This is a genomic window from Streptomyces sp. NPDC006476, assembly GCF_040612015.1.
GTDB lineage: Bacteria > Actinomycetota > Actinomycetes > Streptomycetales > Streptomycetaceae > Streptomyces > Streptomyces griseorubiginosus_B.
The window spans coordinates 220,072-240,198 of the sequence record NZ_JBEXPK010000006.1 but is presented as its reverse complement, the minus strand read 5'-3'; the positions used below and the strand labels follow the sequence as shown (position 1 = coordinate 240,198).

Genomic DNA, 20,127 nt, shown 5'->3' with positions numbered 1-20,127 from the left:
TGAGGGTTTCGGGAAAGGTCAGTGCTGGCCGGCGAGGCCGAGGTCGTCCAGGAGCCGGGCGCGGAGTTCCTCCCGGGCGACGCTCGCCTCTCGGTCCGCGGCGGCGAGGCTCACCGTGTGCGAGCTGCCGATGCGTCCGTTGCTCATGACGACGATGCGGTCCGCCAGGGCGATCGCCTCGTCGACGTCGTGGGTGACCAGGAGCATGGCCGCGTGGTGCTTGCTGCGCAGCGCGCGTACGAGGTCGTGCATGCGCAGTCGGGTAATGGCGTCCAGGGCCGCGAACGGCTCGTCGAGCAACACCAGTTCGGGCTCGGAGACCAGTGCCCGCGCGAGCGACACCCGCTGGGCCTCGCCACCGGAGAGCTCCTTGGGCCAGGCCTTCTCGCGGCCCGAGAGTCCGACCTCGGCGAGCACCTCGCGGGCCCGCTGGTCGGCGTCGGGGCCGTGCAGGCCGAGCGTGACGTTGCGCAGCACCCGCTGCCAGGGCAGCAGCCGGTCGGCCTGGAAGACGATCGCGCGCCGTGCCGGGACCTCCACGCGTCCGCCGTCGGGCCGGTCGAGGCCGGCGAGCAGCCGCAGCAGGGTGCTCTTGCCGCAGCCCGAGGGGCCGAGCAGGATCACCAACTCCTCTTCCTCGATGGTCAGATCGAGGCGGTCGAGGACTCGCCGGTCACCGAACTGCCGTACCACCTGCTCGACGACGACCCCGGTCCGACGGCGGGGCTCCGTCGTGATCGTGCTGCTCATGACGCCTCATAACTGGGTCGCCACCGCAGCAGCACCCGCTCGAGAGCCCGGACGAACTGGTCGGCGACCAGACCGAGGAGCGAGTAGATCACCAGCCCCACAAAGACCTGGTTGGTCTGGAGATACGTCTGCCCCTGCGTGATGAGGAAGCCAAGTCCCTTGTCCGCGTTGACCGTTTCGGCGGCGACCAGTCCCAGGACGCTGTACGCGAGGGAGAACCGGAGGCCGACCAGGAACCCCGGCAGGGCTCCGGGCACCAGTACGCGCGTGACCAGGCGCCAGGTGCCGGCGCCCGTCGTGCGCGCCATCTCGATCAGCCGCTGGTCGACGCCCCGTATCGCGGCGAACAGGTTGAGGTACATCGGGACGCCGGCGCCGAAGGAGATCAGCAGGACCTTGGTGAGTTCGTCGATGCCGAACCACACGATCATCAGCGGCAGCACGGCGAGGAGGGGGATCGTGTTGAGTACCTGCACGAGCCCGTTGAAGAGGTACTCGCCGCTGCGCAGCAGCCCGCCGAGGACGCCGGTGACGACGCCCACCGTGAGACCGATCGCCAGGCCGATGCCGGCCCGCTGCAGCGATATGGCCAGGTCGGGCCCGAGGACGCCCTGTTGCCACAGGTCGACGGCCGACTTCACGATCGAGGTGGGCGCCGGGGCATAGGTCTTGGACACCACGCCTGCCCGGGCCAGCGCCTCCCAGGCGACGAGGATCACGACCGGAGTCGTGTAGATGCCCAGCGGCCAGCGCAGGCGCTCGCGGAGTGTGCGCAGCGGTGTCCGTCGGCGGGCGTCGCGCGGGAGGAACACCTCGCGTTCCCGCGCGTTGGTCGTCGTCGCCGCGTCCAGGCCCTTCACGACAGCCGGTGCCGGGATGCGGATCTCGGTCATGCCGCCACCGCCAGTACGCTGCTGTAGTGCGAGGCGTCGCCGAGGAGTTGCTCGCTGCGGCGGCCGTCGACTCCGGCGGGCACTTCCCCGGCGACGGTCACCCGGTTGAGGCGGCGCGGGTGGTCGTCGTAGTTGTCCACGCCGTAGTGCTGGGTGATCCGGTTGTCGAAGATCAGCAGCTGGTTCGGGGACCAGGTCCAGCGCAGGACGTTCTCCGGGCGGGTGACGTACGACTGCAGGATGCGCAGCAGATCCGCCGAGTCACTGCCCGACAGGCCGACGATCCGCTTGGCGAACCCGCCGATGAACAGCCCGCGTTCCCCGGTCAGCGGATGCACCCGCACGACCGGGTGCTCGGCCTCGTAGGGCGTCGAGACGAAGGCGCGGTCATACGCCCGCCGTTCGGCGGTGGTGGGCTCGGGGCGCGCGTAGTCGTACTGATTGGTGTGCACGACGCGCAGGGTGTCGGCGAGGCCGCGCAGTGGTTCGGGCAGGTCGCGGTAGGCCGCGGCGGCGTTGGCGATGAGTGTCTCGCCGCCGTAGGGCGGGATCTGGATGGACCGGAGCGTGGTCACCTGAGGCGGGTTGACCACGAAGGTGACGTCCGTGTGCCATTCGTTGGCCTTGGACGTCTCGCTGTCGACGGCGAGCACGTTCGTCGTGCCGTCGGCGGCCGGCACATTGGGGTGGGCGGTCGTCAGCTCGCCGAACCAGCGGGCCACACGCTCCTGGCCGGCGTTGTCGAGCCGCACGTCGTCGAACACGATCGCCTTGTGCTCGTTGAGGGCGTCGCGCAGCGTCGTGACCGTCGCGAGGTCGGGGGGCGCCGTGAGATCGACGCCCTCGACGACGGCGCCGATGCGGCTGGTGAGCTTACGGATGGACGGAGGCATGAGGGGGTCCCTCCCGGACAGACGGGCACACGCGAACGGGCGCAGGGGATGACGTAACGGGGGTGAAGGGGAAAACGCGTGGTCGCAGGGCCGCCACAGGCGCGTTCTCAGCGACCGTGTCGGCGTACGCGAACAGGCTCCCGACTCATGCGAGAAGGAGAGGAGACGGGGAGCCCTCAGGAGGTGAGTACGACGGTCCTGCGGGGAGAGACATCACGGTGTGGGCGGCTCAACGCCGCTTCACGCCGACGCGCACCGAATGCGCGCGAGGCTGTCGCCGGGGACCACTTGCCGGGTCAGCGACAACAAAACGCGCTGGAGACGTGCGCCAGATCGATGTGGCGCCGCCGAGTGAGGTCCACGCGCGGGTTCATGAGACGGGAGTTCAGCAGAAGCCACCACGGTGGTCAATAACTTCCCGGACGGGTCTTGCATTGCGGACACGGGGACCTTCTCCGCTTCTTTCCGACCTTGACATCCGCGGGGACGGGCGACGTACGTTGAGGCGGAGAGTTCCTGATGGGTGGAGGCTTCCATGCACGTACCGAGCGCGCCCTCGCGCCGTGCGTGCACCGGTGCGCGGCTGATCACCCGGCGGCATGTCGACTACTGCCGTACCTCCTCCGCGGTCTGTCCTTCCGTATCCGTCTGATCCCCTGCCGGCCCTTCCCGCCGGCTCTCGCGCCGTGGCCCGTCGGCCGCGCATCGTCGTGTTTCCCGGAAGGAACCCCATGTCCGGCCCTGCCCTGCAGCTCGCCGTCGAGATCGACGGCGACGGCGCCCACCCCGCGGCCTGGCGCCGCGCCGCCCACTCCCCCGATCAGTTGCTCACCCCGCGCCGCGTGGCCGGTGTCGCCGCCGTCGCCGAGAACGCCGGGTTCACCCTGGTCACCCTGGACGACGGCGCGCTGCCCCCCGGCGCGGCACCGGATCCGGTCGGCCGTATCGGCGCGGTGGAGCGGGCGGCTTTCATCGCGGCGTCCACGAGCACCGTAGGGGTCGCGCCCGTCGTGTCGGTCACGTATGCCGAACCCTTCCACGTCTCTAGTCAGTTGGCGTCCCTGGACCACATCTCCGCAGGTCGCGCCGGGTGGGTGGTGGCGGAGGACGAACGTCCCGAGGCGGCCCGTGCCTGGGGGCGCCCACCGGTCGCCGACGCCGAAGCGCGGGCCCGGGAGTCCCGTGACGGTATCGAGGTGGCCCGCGCTCTGTGGGACTCATGGGAGGACGACGCGGTCATCCGGTCCGTGGCCACCAGCCGCTACCTCGACCGCGACCGGCTGCACTACATCGACTTCACCGGCGAGACGTACGCCGTCAAGGGCCCCGCGATCGTGCCACGCCCGCCCCAGGGGCAGCTCGTCGTCCTGGGCCGGACGGACCGGGTTCCCGCCGCACAGCTCGACGTCGGGCTCGTCGAAGGGCGCGATATGGCGTCCGTCGCCAGGGCAGCTGCCGTCGCCGGTACGCCCCGCGTCTTCGCCGAGGTCGAGGTGGCACTGGACACCCCGGGCGCCACGGCCGCCGAGCGCGTCGCGGACCTCGAACGGCACGCGGCATGGAGCGACCGCGGGCGACTGCGGCACATCGGTAACGCCGACCAACTCGTCGCTCTGCTCGGCGAGTTGAGCCATCACGTCGACGGGGTACGGCTGCATCCGCTCGTGCTGGACGAGGACCTGTCCGTCCTCTCCCGACTCGTCCTGCCGGCCCTGTCCGAGCGACGCCTCGTCGCCCGTCCGCTGCCCGGTACGTCCCTACGCTCGACCCTGGGTCTGGAGCGCCCCGCCAACCGCTACGCCGTCGCGGCCCCCGCCGCCCAGGAGGACGCACGATGACCCGCACCGACCCCCTCGACGTCCCCCGGCCGCACGCCCAGCTGCACTTCGGCGTCTTCTTCCAGGGCGTCAACCACTGGACCATCTGGTCCGCCCCCGACAGCGGCTCCCAGATCGACCCCGCCTCCTTCCGCAAGGTCGCCCAGACCGCCGAACGCGGCCTGTTCGACGCCTTCTTCCTCGGCGAGGGCCTGCGGCTGCGCGAGGTCGACGGCCGGATCCACGATCTGGACGTGGCCGGACGGCCGGACGCCATCACCCAGCTGGCGGCGCTGGCCGCGGTCACCCGCCGGATCGGCCTGGTCTCGACCTCCAACTCCACCTTCAACGAGCCCGCCGACCTGGCCCGCCGCCTCTCCGGCCTCGACCTCCTCTCCGAGGGCCGCGCCGGCTGGAACGTGGTCACCACGGACAATGCCTGGACCGGCGCGAACTTCCGCCGCGGCGGCTACCTCGACCACGCCGACCGCTACCGGCGCGCCGAGGAGTTCCTCACCGTGGCCCGTGCCCTCTGGGACGGCTGGGAGGACGGCGCCGTCGCCGACTCCGCGACCGCCCGCGCCTGGTCGGCCCCCGGCTCCGTGCATCAAGTGCGCCACAAGGGCCCGCAGTTCGACGTCGACCTCGCCCCCACCCTGCCCCGCAGCGCCCAGGGTCACCCGGTGATCTTCCAGGCCGGTGACTCCGGCGAGGGACGCGACTTCGCCGCCCGCAACGCCGACGTCATCTTCTCCGCGCACGGCAACGACTTCGACGACGCCCTGGGCTTTGCCGATGACCTCCGACGGCGGCTGCGCGCGGTCGGGCGTCCCGACGACGATCTGCGGATCCTGCCCGGCACCGAGATCATCATCGGCGCGACGGAAAAGGAGGCCCAGGAGAAGAAGCAGTGGATCCGGCTGCAACAGGTCACCCCGGCCACCGCGTTGGGGATCGCCGGGCTGCTGTGGGGCATCGACCTCTCCGACCGTGACGCCGACGGGCCGCTGCCGAAGGAGGACCCGGTCGTCACCGAGAACGACGGCTCCTTCGGCGCCCGCCGGATCGCCGACCCGCGTGCGGTCGTCGCGGAGTGGCGGGCGAAGGCCGAGGCGCACGGCTGGTCGCTGCGTGAGACCGTCATCGCGCTGGGCCCACAGCGCGGGCACGTCGGTACGCCGTCCGGCCTCGCCGACAAGTTCGCCCACTTCGTACGGCACGGCGCGGTCGACGGCTTCAACGTCACGCCGTACCTGATTCCCGACGGCCTCGACGACATCGTCGACCTGCTCGTCCCGGAACTGCAGGAACGCGGGGTCTACCGCACCGAGTACAGCGGGACCACGCTGCGCGAGAACCTCGGCCTGCGTGAACCGCTCACCCACCGGTCCGCCCCGGACCGGCGGCAGGCGGGCTGAGCCCCCACGCCGGGTCTCGTACACATGACTGACAAGAAGCTGTCACACATGAACCGGAATGCGATTCCGGCCGACACCCGTTCTGAACCGACATGACGGTTGGAGTAGTACTCACCGCGTCCGACGCGCCGAACCAGGTCGACGCCGCCGTACGACTGGCCCATGAGGCAGCGGAGTCCGGTGTCACATCGGCCTGGTTCGGGCAGACCTTCGGCGCGGACTCGCCCCAACTTGCGGCGATCGTCGGGCGCGAGGTGCCCGCACTGCAGGTCGGCACCTCCGCGATCCCCGTCTTCGGCCGCCACCCGCTGCTCGTCTCCAGCCAGGCCCAGACCGCCCAGGTCGCGACCCACGGCCGCTACCACCTCGGTCTGGCCCTGGGCACGAAACTGCTGACGGAGACCGCCTTCGGCCTGCCCTTCGAGCGGCCCATCGCCCGGCTGCGCGAATTCCTCACCGCACTGCGGCAGTTGACCGAGACCGGCACGGCCGACTTCCACGGTGAACTGCTGACCGCCACCACCCCGCTCCCGGCGCGGGTACCGGGTGCCGAGAGAGGTGTCCCCCTGCTGGTCGCCGCGATGGGTCCGCAGGCGCTGCGGGTCAGCGGTGAACTGGCGGACGGGATCCTGCCGTACCTGGCGGGACCGCGCGCCCTGGCGGACCACATCGTGCCCGCCCTGACCACCGCCGCGGAGGCCGCCGGCCGCCCCGCGCCCAGGATCGTCGCCCTGGTGCCGGGCGTGGTCACCGACGACGTGGAGCCAGTACGGGCCAAGGCGACCGAGAACCTCGCCTTCTACGAAGACATCCCGTCCTACGCGCGGGTCATCGAACTCTCCGGCGCCCGACGAGCCGCCGACCTCGCCGTGATCGGCGACGAGCGTGCCGTCGAGGCCGAGGTGCGCCGTTACCGCGACGCGGGCGCCACCGAGGTCGTGTTCTCGGGCACCGAGATCGCCGGAGAGGCCGACCGCCGACGCACCTGGCGACTCCTCGGCGAACTCGCCCGCTGAACCAACCCGAAGACCCGACAGCCCCCTGCACGAAGGAGATTCCTTTGACCACCGAGGCCACCACGACCGACCTCCACACCTTCACCGAGACCTGGCTGGAGTGGTACCGGGCCCAGGAGGCCCGACTCTCCGCCCCGCACGGGTTTCTGGCGATCACCGGCCAACACTGGCTCGACGACCGCCCCCAGCGTTTCCCGGACGCCCCCGGCGCCTGGCACACCGGCCCCGACGGGGTCGTCGTCACCCTCGACGACGGCGAGGAACTGGTCGTCGACGGAACCACGGTGCGCGGTGAACACCGCTTCGGCGTGCTGCCCGAGCGCGGCGGCGTCAACGCGGTGTGGGGAGACGCCGTCATCGAGGTCGCCAAGCGCGGCGGCCACGACATCGTGCGCCCCCGACACCCGGACGCGCCCCGGCGTACGGCCTTCACCGGAACGCCGGCCTACGCACCCGACCCGCGTTGGGCCGTGACCGGCCGCTACGTCCCCTTCAACACACCCCGGCCGACCACCGTGGGAGCGGCCGTCGAGGGCCTGGAGCACGTCTACGACGCTCCGGGCAGGATCGACTTCGAGCTGGACGGACGCCAGCTGTCCCTCACCGCGTTCCCCGGCGCCGGCGAGGGCCGGCTGCTGGTGCTGTTCACCGACGCCACCTCCGGGGTCACCACGTACGCCGCCAACCGGGCCCTGTGGCTGGAGCCGCCCGCCGCCGACGGCCGGGTCGTCCTGGACTTCAACCGCGCCACGAACCTGCCGTGCGCCTACACGGACCTGGCCACGTGCCCGCTGCCCCCGGCCGAGAACCGGCTGCCGGTGGCGATCGAGGCCGGTCAGAAGATCCCCCGCGAGCGCGGCGGTTCGTGAGCCGGGCCCGGCCATTGACCAACGGCAAGATCTCTCCGTACGATCACGAGTGGCATTGAGTGTCAGCGTCAAGCCCTGGCTCGCTGACCGGCAACCCTCCCACGCGGTGGGGTGCTCCAGGTGAAAGCCCGGCGGGATCACCGATGATCCCGCAAGCGCGTGGCCCCGTGACCGGGGCCGGACAGGTGGAGGACCGACATGCGGCACGGTGGTGACCTCAGCGCCCGTTTCGCCGGCGCCACTGTGTTCTCCCGGCTCTCGCGTCGGCGCCACATCGATCTCAAGCGCTCGACCAGCTGTCTCTGTCAGGCCTGACGCGCCTTTTCCGCGCTGGTCGCCGTCCGGCACCAGTCGCCGCCGCATCCGTCTGCGCCTGATCCCCGTACTTCGTTTCCGCTGATCCCCGTTCTTCCTTTCCGCTGATCCCTGTCTGCCCAGCGCTCCCCGACATCGGCATCACGCCGATCGGGTCCGCACGCCCCCGCACGGCCGAGTCCCGTACCACCGCCGTGCCTGGTGACACGAGTAGGAGAAGCCCTCCGTGATCGCACTTCCCCATGTCAGAACCTCTCGGTGGGCGGCACTGACCGCCCTTGTGACCACCGGCGCCCTGCTGACCGCCTGCGGATCGGGCGGCGGCGACGGCGGCAGCGGCACCGGACAGCCCAGGTCCGGCGGCACCCTGACCTTCGCGGTGGGATCGGACTCCGGCTGCGTGGATCCGCAGCAGGTCGCCAGCAACGAGACCATCTACTCGGTACGCCAGATCGTGGACTCCCTGACGGACCAGGACCCGAAGACCGGCAAGATCGTGCCGTGGCTGGCGAAGAGCTGGGACGTCAGTCCCGACACCACGACCTTCACCTTCCATCTGCGTTCCGGAGTGACCTTCAGCGACGGCTCGAAGCTGACCGCGCAGGTGGTCAAGGACAACTTCGACGCGGTGCCGAAGCTCGGCGCCCTGGGCACGCTCGCCGAGGGCTACCTGAGCGGCGTCAAGAGCACCACCGTGGTCGACCCGCTCACCGTGAAGGTGACCTTCAGCCAGCCCAACGCCCAGTTCCTGCAGGCCACTTCAACGCACTCGCTCGGCATCGAGTCCTCGGCCAGCGTGAAGAAGACCCCGCAGCAGAAGTGCAGCGAGGGGGTGACCGGCTCCGGACCGTTCGTGCTGAAGCAGTACGTGCAGAACCAGTCCCTCACACTCGCCAGGCGCACCGGATACGCCTGGGGATCATCACTGTGGTCCAAGAAGGGCGAGGCATATCTCGACAAGCTGGTGTTCAAGGTCGTGCCGGAGGCGGGTGTGCGGGCCGGCAGCCTGCAGTCCGGTCAGGTGGACGCCGTCTCCAGCGTCGGCAAGGCCAACGAGGCGGCCCTCAAGGGCGGTCAGGTCACCCTCCAGCGACGGGCCAACCCCGGGGTGGTGTTCGGTCTCGGCCTGAACAACTCCCGGCCACTGCTCAAGGACGCCAAGGTACGCCAGGCGATCCTCCACGCCATCGACCGGCAGCAGATCGCCGACACCGTGTTCCCGACCGGCACCCGGCCGGCCACCAGCATCCTCGCGCACACCACACCCGACTACACCGACCTCGCCTCCGGCCTGACCTTCGACGTCACCAAGGCCAAGTCCCTGCTGGACGCGGCCGGCTGGAAGACCGGAAGCGACGGCATCCGCGCCAAGGGCGGCCAGAAGCTGAGTCTGACGATCAAGTGGTTCCCCAACGCGGCCACCAACCAGCCCGCGCTGGAACTCATTCAGCAGCAGCTCAAGACCGTCGGTGTCGATGTGGCCCTCAAGCAACTCCAGGTCACGCAGTTCGCGCCGACACTCCAGTCGGGCGACTACGACGCGGTGTGGGGGAACGTGACCCGCGCCGACCCCGACATCCTGCGCAGCTCCTTCTCCACCAAGCTGGCCAACTTCTACCACCTTTCCCCGAGTTCCCTGGACACGGCACTGTCCGAGCAGGCCGCTACCGTCGACCCGGCCAAGCGCGGGCAACTGGTCACCGAGGCACAGCAGTTGATCGTGCAGAACGCCTACTACGCTCCGGTGGTGGAGCTCCAGACCCAGCTGGGCGTGTCGAAGAAGGTGCACGACCTGGACTTCGACGCCTCCAGCCGGCTCCAGCTGCACGACACCTGGATCGGCTGACGCATGCGCCGCTATGTGGTCAAACGGCTCGCGCAGGCGGTCGGCGTGCTGTGGGCGGCGTACACGGTCTCGTTCCTGGTGCTGGACTACCTGCCGGGCGACCCGGTCACGGCGATGGCCAGTGCCGGGATGGACTCGGGGCAGGTCGACCCGAAGAAGATCGCCGCCCTGCGGCACGAGTACGGCTTCGACAAGCCGGTGCTGGTGCAGTACGCCGAGTACCTGGGCCGGGCGGTGCGCGGGGACTTCGGCGACTCGGTGTCCACCGGTCGTGCGGTGACCTCGACGCTGGCCGACGCCCTGCCGCAGACCCTGCAGTTGACCGGCGCGGCCCTGCTGCTCGCGGTGCTCCTCGGCGGCGGTCTGGCGGTGGTGGCGACGTACACCACTCAGCGCGGGCTGCGGCAGCTGCTGCTGTCGCTGCCGCCGCTGGGGGTGTCCGTCCCGACGTTCTGGGTGGGGCTGCTGCTGGTCGAGTTGTTCTCCTTCCGGCTGCACTGGTTTCCCGCGTTCGGCAACGACGGCCTGCGGGGGCTGGTGCTGCCGGCCCTGACGCTGGCGGTGCCGACCGGGGCGCAGGTCGCCCAGGTGCTCGCCAAGAGCCTGCTCACCGCACTGGACCAGGCGTACATCGAGACAGCGCGGGCCAAGGGCGCCGACCGGTGGCGGGTTCATCTGCGGCACGCCCTGCGCAACGCGTCCTTGCCGGCGCTGACCGTCGTCGGCCTGCTCGTGGGGCAACTGATCGCCGGTTCGGTGGTGGTGGAGACCGTTTTCTCCCGCGACGGCCTCGGCCGCGTCACCGCGGCGGCGGTCACGGCCCAGGACATCCCGCTCGTGCAAGGGGTCGTGGTGTTCGGAGCGCTGATCTTCGTGACGACGAACCTGGTCATCGACCTGGTCTACCCACTCCTCGATCCACGGATCGTGGTGGCCTCGGACGGAAGGGCGGCCCTCGCATGAGCCAGAGCCTCGTCGACGACACCGCCCTCGGCCTGGCCCGGCCGGTCGACACGGCCCCCGGCCCCGAGCCGGGGAGCCGCGGCGACGTACGACGTGTGCTGCGGTTCCTGGCCCGCCGACCGGGCCTGCTGCTGTCGGTCGTCGTCCTCGTCCTGGTGGTGCTGGCCTCGTTCTGGCCGGGACTGTTCACCTCTCAGGACCCGCTGAAGGGCGTCCCCGCACAGAACTTCCGCGGCCCGAGCGCACATCACTGGTTCGGCACGGACGAGTTGGGCCGCGACGTGTTCTCCCGAGTCGTCCACGGCGCCCAACTGTCCCTCAAGGCGACGCTGATCGCCGTCCTGGTCGCGTTCGTGGTCGGCGGACTGCTCGGGGTGGTCGCCGGGTTCGTGGGCCGCTGGGTGGACGACGTCCTCATGCGCTTCGTCGACGTACTCCTGTCCATCCCCGCGCTGTTCATGTCCCTCGCGCTGGTCACCGCGCTGGGCTACGGCACGGTGAAGGTGGCGGTCGCGGTCGGCATCGCCAGCGTCGCCTCGTTCGCGCGGGTGGCGCGCGCGGAGGTGCTGCGGGTGCGGCAGGCGGTGTTCGTGGAGGCCTCGCGGGCGAGCGGGGCGCGCTGGTACTCGGCGCTGGGCCGGCATGTGCTGCCCAACGCGGCGGGCCCGGTGATCGTCCTGGCCACCCTCGACTTCGGCTCCTCCATCCTGGCCGTCTCCGCCCTCAGCTTCCTCGGTTACGGCGCTCCCCCGCCCGCCCCGGAGTGGGGCACGTTGATCTCCGACGGCCGCAACTACCTCGCCAACGCCTGGTGGCTGACCGCGCTGCCCGGACTGGCCATCGCCGCGACCGTACTGGCAACCAACCGCATCGCCCGCGCGCTGGACGGCGAATGGTCCCGACAGCCATGACCGACGAACGTGAGGACGGCGAGGACGTGACCACACCACTGCTGGAGATACGCGGTCTGTCGGTGTCGTACCGCACCCGGGGCGGCACGGTCGAGGCCGTCCGGGGCGTGGATCTCGACGTGTGGCCGGGACAGGTGACCGCGGTGGTCGGCGAGTCAGGCTCCGGGAAGAGCACGACCGCGCACGCGATCACCCGGCTGCTGTCGGCGAACGGCCGGATCGACGCGGGCACCATCCGCTTCGGCCGGCACGACCTCGCCACCCTCTCCGAGGCCGAACTGCGCACCGTCCGCGGGGCACGCATCGGGCTGGTGCCGCAGGATCCGACGGTCTCCCTCAACCCGGTGAGGCGGATCGGTGACCAGGTCGCCGAGGTGCTGCGCATCCACGGTCTGGCGACCCGCCGATCGGCTCCCGCCGAGGCGGTCGAGGTCCTGGACCGGGCCGGGCTGCCCGACGCGGCCGTACGGGCGCGGCAGTACCCGCACGAACTGTCCGGCGGGATGCGGCAACGCGCCCTGATCGCCATCGCCATCGCGGCGCAGCCCGAGCTGATCATCGCCGACGAGCCCACCAGCGCGCTCGACGTCACCGTGCAACGGGTCATCCTGGACCATCTTCAGACCCTGACCCAGGAACTGGGCACCGCGGTCCTGCTGGTGACGCATGACCTCGGGGTCGCCGCGGACCGGGCCCAGCGGCTGGTGGTGATGTCCCGGGGCGAGGTCGTCGAGGCCGGCCCCACCGGTGACATCCTGGCCGGCCCGCGGGACCCCTACACCCGGCACCTGCTGGCCAGCGCCCCGAGCCTGACGACCGCCCGACCCCGCACCCCGGTCTCCGCCCCCGTGGCGGAGACGGCACCGCTGCTCGAAGTACGCAACCTCGTCAAGGAGTACAGGCTGCCCCGCGCCGGTGACGGGCCCCGAACCCTGCGCGCCGTGGACGACGTCAGCCTCACCCTCCGACGCGGCCGGACCCTCGCCCTGGTCGGCGAGTCGGGCTCGGGCAAGTCCACCACCGCCCGCCTGGTGCTGCGCCTCACCGACGCGACCGCCGGACAGATCCTCCTCGACGGCACCGACGTCACCGCCGCCAAGGGCGCACAGGCCAGGCGGTTGCGCCGCCGCGCCCAGCTCGTCTACCAGAACCCCTACGCCTCCCTCGACCGCCGCTTCTCCATCGCCGAGGTGATCACCGAACCGCTGCGCGCCTTCAAGGTCGGCGACCGTGCCTCCCGGCTCGACCGGGCCCGCGAGCTCCTCGACCGGGTGGCCCTGCCCGCCGCCACGCTGGAGCGCCGGCCGGCGGAACTCTCCGGGGGACAACGCCAGCGCGTGGCGATCGCCCGGGCCCTCGCCCTCTCCCCCGACCTCGTGGTCTGCGACGAGCCGGTCTCCGCGCTCGACGTGTCCGTCCAGGCCCAAGTCCTCGACCTGCTCGCCGAATTGCAGGCCGACACGGGGGTGGCGTACCTGTTCATCTCGCACGACCTGGCCGTCGTACGCCAGATCGCCCACCAGGTCGCGGTCATGCGGACCGGCCGGATCGTCGAGACCGGACCGCCCGAGAAGCTCTTCACCGACCCCCGCCACGAGTACACCCGAGAACTCCTTTCCGCCATCCCCGGCGGCCGGCTCCCCTCCCCCGCCGAGACCGCCACGAGCCGAGGAGCAGCGTCATGAGCACTCCCGCCATCACCTCCTTGGCCTTCCTCACCCCCGGCAACTTCGCCGACGACGACCCCTACACCGGCCTGGAGGAGACCCTCCAGCTCTTCGAGTACGGCGAACGGCTCGGCTACGACGGGGCCTGGATCCGCCAGCGCCACCTCGAACACGGCGTCGGCTCCGCCGCGGTGTTCCTCGCCGCGGCCGGCCAGCGCACCGAGCGGGTCGAGCTGGGGACCGCGGTCATCCCCATCGGTTACGAGAGCCCCTTCCGCCTGGCCGAGGACCTCGCCCTGGCCGACGTCCTGTCCCGCGGCCGCCTCCAGGTCGGCTTCAGCACCGGTATGCCGCACGCCGAACTCCTCGGCGACCTGGTGTACGACGGCGACTGGCGCGGCTTCGACCTGTCGTACGGCAGGATCGCCCGCCTGGTCGACCACCTGCACGGCGATTACCTCGGCGGCCCGGACACCGTGATCCACTCGCCCGGCAACGTCCAGCGGCCGCGGCTGCAGCCCCACAGCCCCGGTATGGTCCAGCGGATCTGGTACGGCGGAGGCAGCCTGCGCTCGGTCCGCTGGGCCGCCGAGAACGGCCTCAGCCTGCTGTCCGGCAACATCGTCTCCGGCGAGGACACCGACGACTTCACCACCGCCCAGGCGAACCTGCTCGCCGAGTACCGGCGCACCCTCGGCGACGACCGGCGGACGACACGCGTGGCACTGGGGCGGGTGATCGTGCCGTACGACAGCGCCGACGCGGCCACCCGGACCCGCTACCGCGACTACGCGGCCAGTCGGCACGCGCGCACCCTGAAGCCGCAGACCGTCGCCGCGCTGGGAGGGAAGCGGATCCTGTTCGCCCCTGACGTGGTCGGCACCGCGGAGCAGATCCTGGAGCAGCTGACGGCCGATCCCGTCCTCGCGCAGGTGTCGGAACTGCGCCTGGAGCTGCCGTACGAGTTCCACCGGGAGGAGTACGAGCAGATCCTGCACGACGTACGGCACCTGATCGCCCCTGAGTTGGGCTGGCGCGCCACTGTCCCCGCGGTTCAGGAGGCGAGCCGGTGAGCCCTGGCCCCTTGCGCCCGGTCCGCCTGCAGGTGCACTCCCGTATCCCGCACGATGGTCTTGCCGGTGTTCCGGCCGCGCAGCATGTCCAGGAACGCCTGCACGATGTGCTCGAAGCCGTCCACCACCGTCTCGTCCAACGCGAGCCGGCCGCTCTGCAGGTGGGGAACCGCGAAGTCGTACAACTCCTCCTGCAGATCGAGGTAGTTGCTGACCAGGAAGCCCTCCATCCGAAGGCTTTTCTCCACGAGGTCCGCGTAGTTGAAGCGCAGCGGCGGCACTTCGGGGGTGTTGTACTGGCCGATCGTGCCGATGCGGACGATGCGTCCGAACGGGCGCAGCGCTCCCACAGCCGCGGCCAGTTGCTCCCCGCCGACGTTGTCGACGAACACGTCGATGCCGTCCGGTGCGGCCTTGGCGAGCAGGTCGGCGGCGGGTCCGTCGTGGTAGTCGAAGGCGGCGTCGTAGCCGACTTCCCGGGTGAGGTGCCGGGCCTTCGCCGCCGATCCGGCACTGCCCACGAGCCGTCCGGCACCGAGCAGCCGGGCGAATCGCCCGGTCGCCGTGCCGACCCCGCCCGCCGCCGCCGTCACGAACAGGTCCTCGCCCTCCTGGAGCCGGGCGACGCGGGTCAGGCCCGCATAGGCGGTCAGGCCGGTACCCCCGAGAACGCTCAGGTACGCGGTCAGGGGCACCCCCTCGAAGCGGGGCAGACGGCGTGTCTCCTCGGGAGTGACCACGGAGTGCGTGCGCCAGCCCCGCCGGTGGAACACGATCTCGCCCTCGGTCAACCCGGGGGTGCGCGAGGCGATGACCCGTCCGATGGTGCGGCCCTCCAGCGGCGCGTGGAGCGCGAAGCCTCCGGGCACGTCGTCCATCATCTCGCGGTGGTAGGGGTCGACGGACCAGTAGAGGTTTTCCACCAGTGCGCTGCCGGCCGCCGGTTCGGGAGGCGGGGACTCGACGAAGGTGAAGTGCTCGGCGGTGGGAAAGCCGTGCGGGCGGGCGGTCTGGTGCACGGTGAGCGCGGTCTCGTTCATGACCGGACCGTAGGGCGGGAATGCGCCTGGTGGGCAGCAGGTTGAGCTCATGCGACGCCCCGTTCCATGAGCAGTTCTCATACGGTGAGGTGAGCGCCCCGTGGCCCGCACGACCGACTCCGATCTCGCCCCGCACGAACTGCGCGTGCTGGTGGCGATCGCGGACACCGGCGCCTTCTCGGCCGCGGCCGGGGCACTCGGGCTCACGCAGTCCGCGGTCTCCCACTCGGTGCGCGGCAGCGAGCGCAAGATCGGTGCGGTGCTCTTCGAACGCGGCCGCGGCGGCGCCCGCCCCACCCCGGCCGGGCAGAGAGCCGTCGCACACGCCCGCCGCGTCCTGCGTCTGCTGGACGTCCTGACCGCCGAAGCGCGCGGTGCCGCCCGCTCCGACGCGGCGCGGGGGCAACTGCGCATCGCGGCCTTCCGCAGTGCGGCTCTCCATCTGCTGCCGCCCGTCCTCGAGCGGCTGCGCGCCCGGCATCCGTGGATCGAGCCGCGGGTGCGGATCGTCCGCGAGGTGGGGCGCGGCACCGCGGGCGAAGTGGCCGACGGGAAAGCCGACTTGGCCCTCGCCACGCTGGGCGGCTCCGTCGCGCTCGAGCCCGGCCTCGTCACGAGCGGGCTCTTCGAGGAGCCGTACGCCCTGGTGCACGCGGCGGGTCACGTCGCCCCGCGTTCACTGCCACTGGTCGACTGGGCCGAGAACTGCGGCTCGTACACCCGCGACTGGTGGACCGCACAGGACTGGATCCCGGAGGCGACCGTCGTGGCCGAGGACGACGGAGCGGTTCTCTCCCTGGTGAGCGCGGGGCACGGAATGGCGATCATGCCCGCGCTCTCCCTGTCCGGCGCACCGGACTCGGTCAGGATCACCGAACTCGGTCCCACGCGCCCGACGCGCCGGGTCGGCTACGTCACCACCCCCGAACTGGCCAGGTCGGCCGTCGTGCGCGCGCTGGTGAGGGAACTGCGGGCCGCCGTCCCCCAAGGAGCGGGTGTTTGATCGGGCCGGGGCGGCGGCCTCGTGATCGACGGGCGTGACAGAGGTCATTGACAAGCGGAATCGGTGAGGTTGTCATGAACACATGATTCGAGGTCGTGAGATGTGCGGGACAGCCGGTGGGCGAGCTCCGCGGCGGCGCGGTCACTGACCTTGCGCTCCGAACTGCTCGACGCCGCCCGGGCCGGGTTGTCGGCCCGCTCCGGCGTCCTCTTCCACGGTCCCGCAGGAATCGGCAAGTCCGTCCTCGTGTCGGCGCTGACCACGGACGCGGTCGGCACGGTTCTGCGCTGCTCGCCCGCCCAGGAGGACAGCGAGCTGCCGTTCGCCGGGCTTGCCGACCTTTTCGCACCGGTGCCGCGCAGCCACCTGGACGCGCTCGCGCCCGAGCTCCGGCGTGCACTGGACGCGGCCCTGTTGCGCGGACCGGAACCGCGGGACGGGCGCGGCCGGCTCGCGGTGCGCGCCGCCGTCCTGGAGGTGCTGCGGACCCTGGCCGACGCCGACCCGGTCGTCCTCGTCGTGGACGGTCTGCAGTGGCTCGACGAGCCGACCGCCGAGGCGCTCGCCTTCGCCGTACGGCGCCTGGAGCGCCTGGATGTAAGGATGGTGGCCGCCGAGCGGGTGGCCGAGGGTGAACAGCCCGAGTGGCTGCGCTGCTGCCCGCCGGGCACCGCCGAACTCTCGGTGCCGCCGCTGACGGACGAGGAAGTGGCCGACCTCGTCCGGGACGGTACCGGTGCCGATCTGCCGCCGGCGATACTGCGGGCCATCCAGGACACGGTCGTCGGAAACCCCTTGTACGCACTGGAGTTGGCGCGGGCCGCCCTGCTCGGACCGGCGCGCGACGGCTTCGGGCTGCCGCTGCGCGTGCCCCGAAGGCTGCGCACCCTGCTGGTGGGGCAGACACGTACCCTGCCGGAGCCCGTGCGACGCACTCTCCTCGTCGCCGCCACCGCCGCTCACCCCAGCCTCACGCTGCTGCGTGCGGCAGGTCTCCCCGGCCCCGCCGAGGCTCTCGCGGACGCCGAACGGCTCGGCATCGCGACGGCGGACGCGGAAGGCACCGTACGGTTCGGCCATCCCCTGATCCGGACCGCTGTCCACGCCGACGCGACAGAGAGCGCGCGCCGACAAGCGCACGCCCTGCTGGCCCGCGCGGTCACCGAGCCCGTGGAGCGGGCCCGCCATCTCGCCCACGCCCACCCGCACGAGGACGAGACCACCGCCCTGGTCCTGATGACCGCCGCAGAGTCCGCGCGACTCGACGGAGCCCTCGGAGCGGCCTGCGAACTGGCCGGCCTCGCCGCCCGCCGCACCCCCGGCGACCGGCCCGCGGACCGGGCCGAACGGCTTCTGGCAGTGGCCGACTTCGCGTGTGACGCAGGGCAGTCGGAGAAGGCGGGCCAGGCGGCGGAGACCGTTCTCGCTGTGGGCTCGGCCCGGCAGCGGGTCCGGGCCCGCCTGATCCTGCTGCGTAGCGCCGGGCAGGCACTGGAGGGTACCCGCACCCTGATCGAAGAGGGTCTGCGGGACGCCTACGGCGACCCGGAGGCCGAGGCATGGCTGCACCACTGGGCGGCCGTACGAGGCCTGTTGTGCGGGGAGTTGGAGAAGGCAGCCGGTCATGCCCGGCACGCCGCTCGGCAGGCCGGCACGGCGGGTGACACGGAGACCCGCATCGGGGCGCTCGCCACGCTGGCCAGGGTGCGCTCCCTGGCGGGCGACCCGCTCGCCGCCGACGTCGCGTTGCAGGAGGCGCTCGCCCTGGCCGGGGGTGCGGAAGGCGGCCCGCAGAGCTGGCGGCTGATCCGGATGCGGGCGATCCTGGCCCTGGACTCCGACCGGGTGACCGAGGCCCGCAAGCAGGTCGGCGAACTCCTGAACAGAATCGCGGAGTTGGCGGGCGTCGAGGAGGTCATGGCGACCTTGGTGGCGCTGACCCGGATCCAGGTGCGCGCCGGACTGTGCCGCGAGGCCGTGGACACCGCGGCCCGCTGCTCGCAGGTCATGGCCCAGTCGGCCCCAGCGCTGTACGCCGCCGCGCTCGCGGCCACCGCGGGCGGCCCCGTCGAGGAGGCCCGGCGCCTGGCCGCACAGGCGGTGGCCGCCTCCGAGGCCGACGGTGACCGGCTGTTCCTGCTGCGCGCGCTGGCCGCGCTCGGGCAGGCGCAGCTCCTCGGCGGCGACCCGCACGGGGCGGCGGCCGCGGTGGAGGCGTTGCGGCGCGTCAGACAGCTGGGCACGGCCATGGGCGCCGCCGATCCGCCCCTGCTGCACTGGTACGCCGACCTGGCCGAAGCCCTCGTCGTGCTGGGCGAGACGGACGAGGCCGGGGCGGTGCTCCGCGAAGCCCGTGCGCGCGTCTCACCCCGCATGCCCGCCAGCGTGTGGGCAGCTCTGGAGCGGTCGGAGGGACTGCGCGAGGCCGGCCTGGGCCGGCCGAAGGAGGGCGCGGCGCGACTGGGTGCGGCCGCGGACCGGCTGCGTCAACTTTCCCTGCCGGTCGACCTGGTGCGCACTCTCGTCGCGCTCGGCACGGTCGAGCGCCGTTCCCGTCGCCGGAGCGCCGCTCGCACCGCCCTCGGTGAGGCGCTGGAGGTCGCCACCCGTGTCGGCGCCGCTCCCCTGGCAGCCCGGGCGAGGGACGAACTCGCCCGCGTGGACGCCTCGAGCCGTGAGACGGGGCCCGACCTGACGCCCACCGAGGCCAGGATCGCAGAACTGGTGGGCGGCGGGGCCACCAACCGGGAGGTCGCGGCCGAACTGTTCATCAGCGTCAAGACCGTTGAAGGGACCCTGTCGCGGGTCTACCGCAAGGTCGGGGTCCGCTCGCGCACCGCGCTCGCCCACGCGATGGCGGTCGCCGTCATCGCCTCCGGGGCCGCTGTGAACACCAGCGACGACGGGCAAGTGGAGCGCCGGGAAAGGGCAGTGACGGTTGCTCAGCCCACCGGCGCACAGGGTCGTCGCGCTGTGGACATACACCGTTGACATGACATCCGCCGTTAACACGTAACGCAAGGGTTCCCCCGCTTATGAGGGTGGGGCCAGAGTTCCTACGGTGAAGCCGTTCCGCTTCCGGGACAACTCCCCCACTTTCCGGAGGACTTCAGTGAAGTCTCGTCTGAAACTGCTCGGGCTGCTCGCCGCGCCGGCCCTCGTCACCGCAGTCGTCCCCGCCGCCTACGCCGCGAACGCCCCGCACACCACGCGTGCCGCCATCGCCGGAGACGTTCTGCCGGGCCTGAAGCAGAACGCGGACCGCACCGGGAACGTCGTGGCCGGGAAGCGCATATCGGTGGCCATCAGCCTGACACCCAGAGGCGGCAGCGCTCTCGACACGTTCGTGGCCAAGGTCAGCGACCCGCACTCCGCCTCCTACGGTCACTACCTCACCAAGAGCCGGTTCGCGGCGCGCTTCGGTCGCACCGACGCGGAGATCGGGCAGCTCAAGGACTACCTCCACGCGCAGGGCCTCACCATCGGCAAGGTCCACTCGGGCAACCTGCTGATCGACGCGAGCGGCACCGCCGCGCAACTGGAGAAGGCCTTCGGCACCAAGCTGTCGACCTGGAAGGACGCCAGGTCGGGGCGCTCCTTCTACGCCAACGACAGCGCGCCGACACTGCCGTCCGGTCTCGCCCACCTGGTCA

At 71.6% G+C, this 20,127-nt stretch carries 16 protein-coding genes, 1 pseudogene and 1 riboswitch; of the genes and pseudogenes, 13 read left to right on the top strand and 4 right to left on the bottom strand.

What is annotated here, in order from left to right:
• Window positions 1–18: 18 nt before the first annotated feature.
• The 3 genes from ABZZ74_RS09525 to ABZZ74_RS09515 are packed head-to-tail and all read right to left on the bottom strand — an operon-like array spanning window position 19 to window position 2,536.
• Window positions 19–750, bottom strand: a complete 732-nt coding sequence (locus ABZZ74_RS09525; RefSeq protein ID WP_356762819.1) for an ABC transporter ATP-binding protein — start codon at window positions 748–750, stop codon at window positions 19–21.
• The gene (locus tag ABZZ74_RS09520) at window positions 747–1,643 is read right to left on the bottom strand and encodes an ABC transporter permease (RefSeq protein WP_356762817.1); all 897 of its coding nucleotides are present in this window, start codon (window positions 1,641–1,643) and stop codon (window positions 747–749) included. The genes ABZZ74_RS09525 and ABZZ74_RS09520 overlap by 4 nt, the downstream gene beginning before the upstream one ends.
• Window positions 1,640–2,536 carry a TauD/TfdA family dioxygenase gene (locus ABZZ74_RS09515; RefSeq protein WP_356762815.1) on the bottom strand — a complete coding sequence of 299 codons (897 nt, stop codon included), beginning with the start codon at window positions 2,534–2,536 and terminating at the stop codon, window positions 1,640–1,642. Before ABZZ74_RS09515 ends, ABZZ74_RS09520 begins: the two co-directional genes overlap by 4 nt.
• Window positions 2,537–3,267: 731 nt before the next feature.
• Here ABZZ74_RS09515 and ABZZ74_RS09510 point away from each other — a divergent pair.
• From ABZZ74_RS09510 to ABZZ74_RS09465, 10 genes are all read left to right on the top strand, one after another.
• Window positions 3,268–4,374, top strand: a complete 1,107-nt coding sequence (locus ABZZ74_RS09510) for an LLM class flavin-dependent oxidoreductase (RefSeq protein ID WP_356762813.1) — start codon at window positions 3,268–3,270, stop codon at window positions 4,372–4,374.
• Window positions 4,371–5,771, top strand: a complete 1,401-nt coding sequence (locus ABZZ74_RS09505) for an NtaA/DmoA family FMN-dependent monooxygenase (RefSeq protein WP_356762811.1) — start codon at window positions 4,371–4,373, stop codon at window positions 5,769–5,771. Before ABZZ74_RS09510 ends, ABZZ74_RS09505 begins: the two co-directional genes overlap by 4 nt.
• A 92-nt stretch (window positions 5,772–5,863) precedes the next feature.
• Complete coding sequence (locus ABZZ74_RS09500; protein WP_356762809.1) at window positions 5,864–6,787, top strand: LLM class F420-dependent oxidoreductase; 924 nt, start codon at window positions 5,864–5,866, stop codon at window positions 6,785–6,787.
• A 44-nt stretch (window positions 6,788–6,831) separates the two neighbouring features.
• Complete coding sequence (locus tag ABZZ74_RS09495) at window positions 6,832–7,656, top strand: DUF1684 domain-containing protein (RefSeq protein ID WP_356762807.1); 825 nt, start codon at window positions 6,832–6,834, stop codon at window positions 7,654–7,656.
• A 51-nt stretch (window positions 7,657–7,707) separates the two neighbouring features.
• A riboswitch (SAM riboswitch) is annotated at window positions 7,708–7,820 on the top strand.
• A 34-nt stretch (window positions 7,821–7,854) separates the two neighbouring features.
• Complete coding sequence (locus tag ABZZ74_RS09490; protein WP_023551189.1) at window positions 7,855–7,971, top strand: putative leader peptide; 117 nt, start codon at window positions 7,855–7,857, stop codon at window positions 7,969–7,971.
• A 226-nt stretch (window positions 7,972–8,197) separates the two neighbouring features.
• A complete protein-coding gene (locus ABZZ74_RS09485) occupies window positions 8,198–9,817 on the top strand; it encodes an ABC transporter substrate-binding protein (protein WP_356762805.1) in 1,620 nt (539 codons plus the stop codon).
• Window positions 9,818–9,820: 3 nt separating this feature from the next.
• The gene (locus ABZZ74_RS09480; RefSeq protein ID WP_356762803.1) at window positions 9,821–10,780 is read left to right on the top strand and encodes an ABC transporter permease; all 960 of its coding nucleotides are present in this window, start codon (window positions 9,821–9,823) and stop codon (window positions 10,778–10,780) included.
• Window positions 10,777–11,691: an ABC transporter permease gene (locus ABZZ74_RS09475; RefSeq protein WP_356762801.1), complete on the top strand. Its 915-nt coding sequence runs from the start codon at window positions 10,777–10,779 to the stop codon at window positions 11,689–11,691. The genes ABZZ74_RS09480 and ABZZ74_RS09475 overlap by 4 nt, the downstream gene beginning before the upstream one ends.
• Window positions 11,688–13,376 carry an ABC transporter ATP-binding protein gene (locus ABZZ74_RS09470; protein ID WP_356762799.1) on the top strand — a complete coding sequence of 563 codons (1,689 nt, stop codon included), beginning with the start codon at window positions 11,688–11,690 and terminating at the stop codon, window positions 13,374–13,376. The genes ABZZ74_RS09475 and ABZZ74_RS09470 overlap by 4 nt, the downstream gene beginning before the upstream one ends.
• Window positions 13,373–14,431 (top strand): LLM class flavin-dependent oxidoreductase, encoded by a 1,059-nt coding sequence (locus tag ABZZ74_RS09465; RefSeq protein WP_356762797.1) that lies wholly within the window; start codon window positions 13,373–13,375, stop codon window positions 14,429–14,431. Before ABZZ74_RS09470 ends, ABZZ74_RS09465 begins: the two co-directional genes overlap by 4 nt.
• On the opposite strand, the gene ABZZ74_RS09460 is transcribed toward ABZZ74_RS09465, so the two are convergent.
• Entirely contained in the window at window positions 14,413–15,471 is a 1,059-nt protein-coding gene (locus ABZZ74_RS09460; protein WP_356762795.1) for an NADP-dependent oxidoreductase, read from the bottom strand. The two genes, ABZZ74_RS09465 and ABZZ74_RS09460, sit on opposite strands and share 19 nt — an antisense overlap.
• A 100-nt stretch (window positions 15,472–15,571) precedes the next feature.
• Here ABZZ74_RS09460 and ABZZ74_RS09455 point away from each other — a divergent pair, with 100 nt between their 5' ends.
• The 3 genes and pseudogenes from ABZZ74_RS09455 to ABZZ74_RS09445 form a co-directional block, all read left to right on the top strand.
• Window positions 15,572–16,474, top strand: a complete 903-nt coding sequence (locus tag ABZZ74_RS09455) for a LysR family transcriptional regulator (RefSeq protein WP_356762793.1) — start codon at window positions 15,572–15,574, stop codon at window positions 16,472–16,474.
• Window positions 16,475–16,576: 102 nt separating this feature from the next.
• On the top strand, window positions 16,577–19,465 hold the full coding sequence (locus tag ABZZ74_RS09450) for an AAA family ATPase (RefSeq protein WP_356762791.1): 2,889 nt from the start codon (window positions 16,577–16,579) through the stop codon (window positions 19,463–19,465).
• 70 nt (window positions 19,466–19,535) lie between these two features.
• A pseudogene (locus ABZZ74_RS09445) lies at window positions 19,536–20,090 on the top strand (protease pro-enzyme activation domain-containing protein); the annotation flags it as partial.
• Window positions 20,091–20,127 lie beyond the last annotated feature (37 nt).

Excerpts from the sequence above, each read along its gene's own strand:
- ABZZ74_RS09470 (WP_356762799.1), top strand. The coding sequence starts at position 11,688 with ATGACCGACGAACGTGAGGACGGCGAGGACGTGACCACACCACTGCTG.
- ABZZ74_RS09515 (WP_356762815.1), bottom strand. The coding sequence starts at position 2,536 with ATGCCTCCGTCCATCCGTAAGCTCACCAGCCGCATCGGCGCCGTCGTC.
- ABZZ74_RS09500 (WP_356762809.1), top strand. The coding sequence starts at position 5,864 with ATGACGGTTGGAGTAGTACTCACCGCGTCCGACGCGCCGAACCAGGTC.
- ABZZ74_RS09465 (WP_356762797.1), top strand. The coding sequence starts at position 13,373 with ATGAGCACTCCCGCCATCACCTCCTTGGCCTTCCTCACCCCCGGCAAC.
- ABZZ74_RS09520 (WP_356762817.1), bottom strand. The coding sequence starts at position 1,643 with ATGACCGAGATCCGCATCCCGGCACCGGCTGTCGTGAAGGGCCTGGAC.
- ABZZ74_RS09490 (WP_023551189.1), top strand. The coding sequence starts at position 7,855 with ATGCGGCACGGTGGTGACCTCAGCGCCCGTTTCGCCGGCGCCACTGTG.
- ABZZ74_RS09525 (WP_356762819.1), bottom strand. The coding sequence starts at position 750 with ATGAGCAGCACGATCACGACGGAGCCCCGCCGTCGGACCGGGGTCGTC.
- ABZZ74_RS09505 (WP_356762811.1), top strand. The coding sequence starts at position 4,371 with ATGACCCGCACCGACCCCCTCGACGTCCCCCGGCCGCACGCCCAGCTG.
- ABZZ74_RS09480 (WP_356762803.1), top strand. The coding sequence starts at position 9,821 with ATGCGCCGCTATGTGGTCAAACGGCTCGCGCAGGCGGTCGGCGTGCTG.
- ABZZ74_RS09460 (WP_356762795.1), bottom strand. The coding sequence starts at position 15,471 with ATGAACGAGACCGCGCTCACCGTGCACCAGACCGCCCGCCCGCACGGC.
- ABZZ74_RS09510 (WP_356762813.1), top strand. The coding sequence starts at position 3,268 with ATGTCCGGCCCTGCCCTGCAGCTCGCCGTCGAGATCGACGGCGACGGC.
- ABZZ74_RS09475 (WP_356762801.1), top strand. The coding sequence starts at position 10,777 with ATGAGCCAGAGCCTCGTCGACGACACCGCCCTCGGCCTGGCCCGGCCG.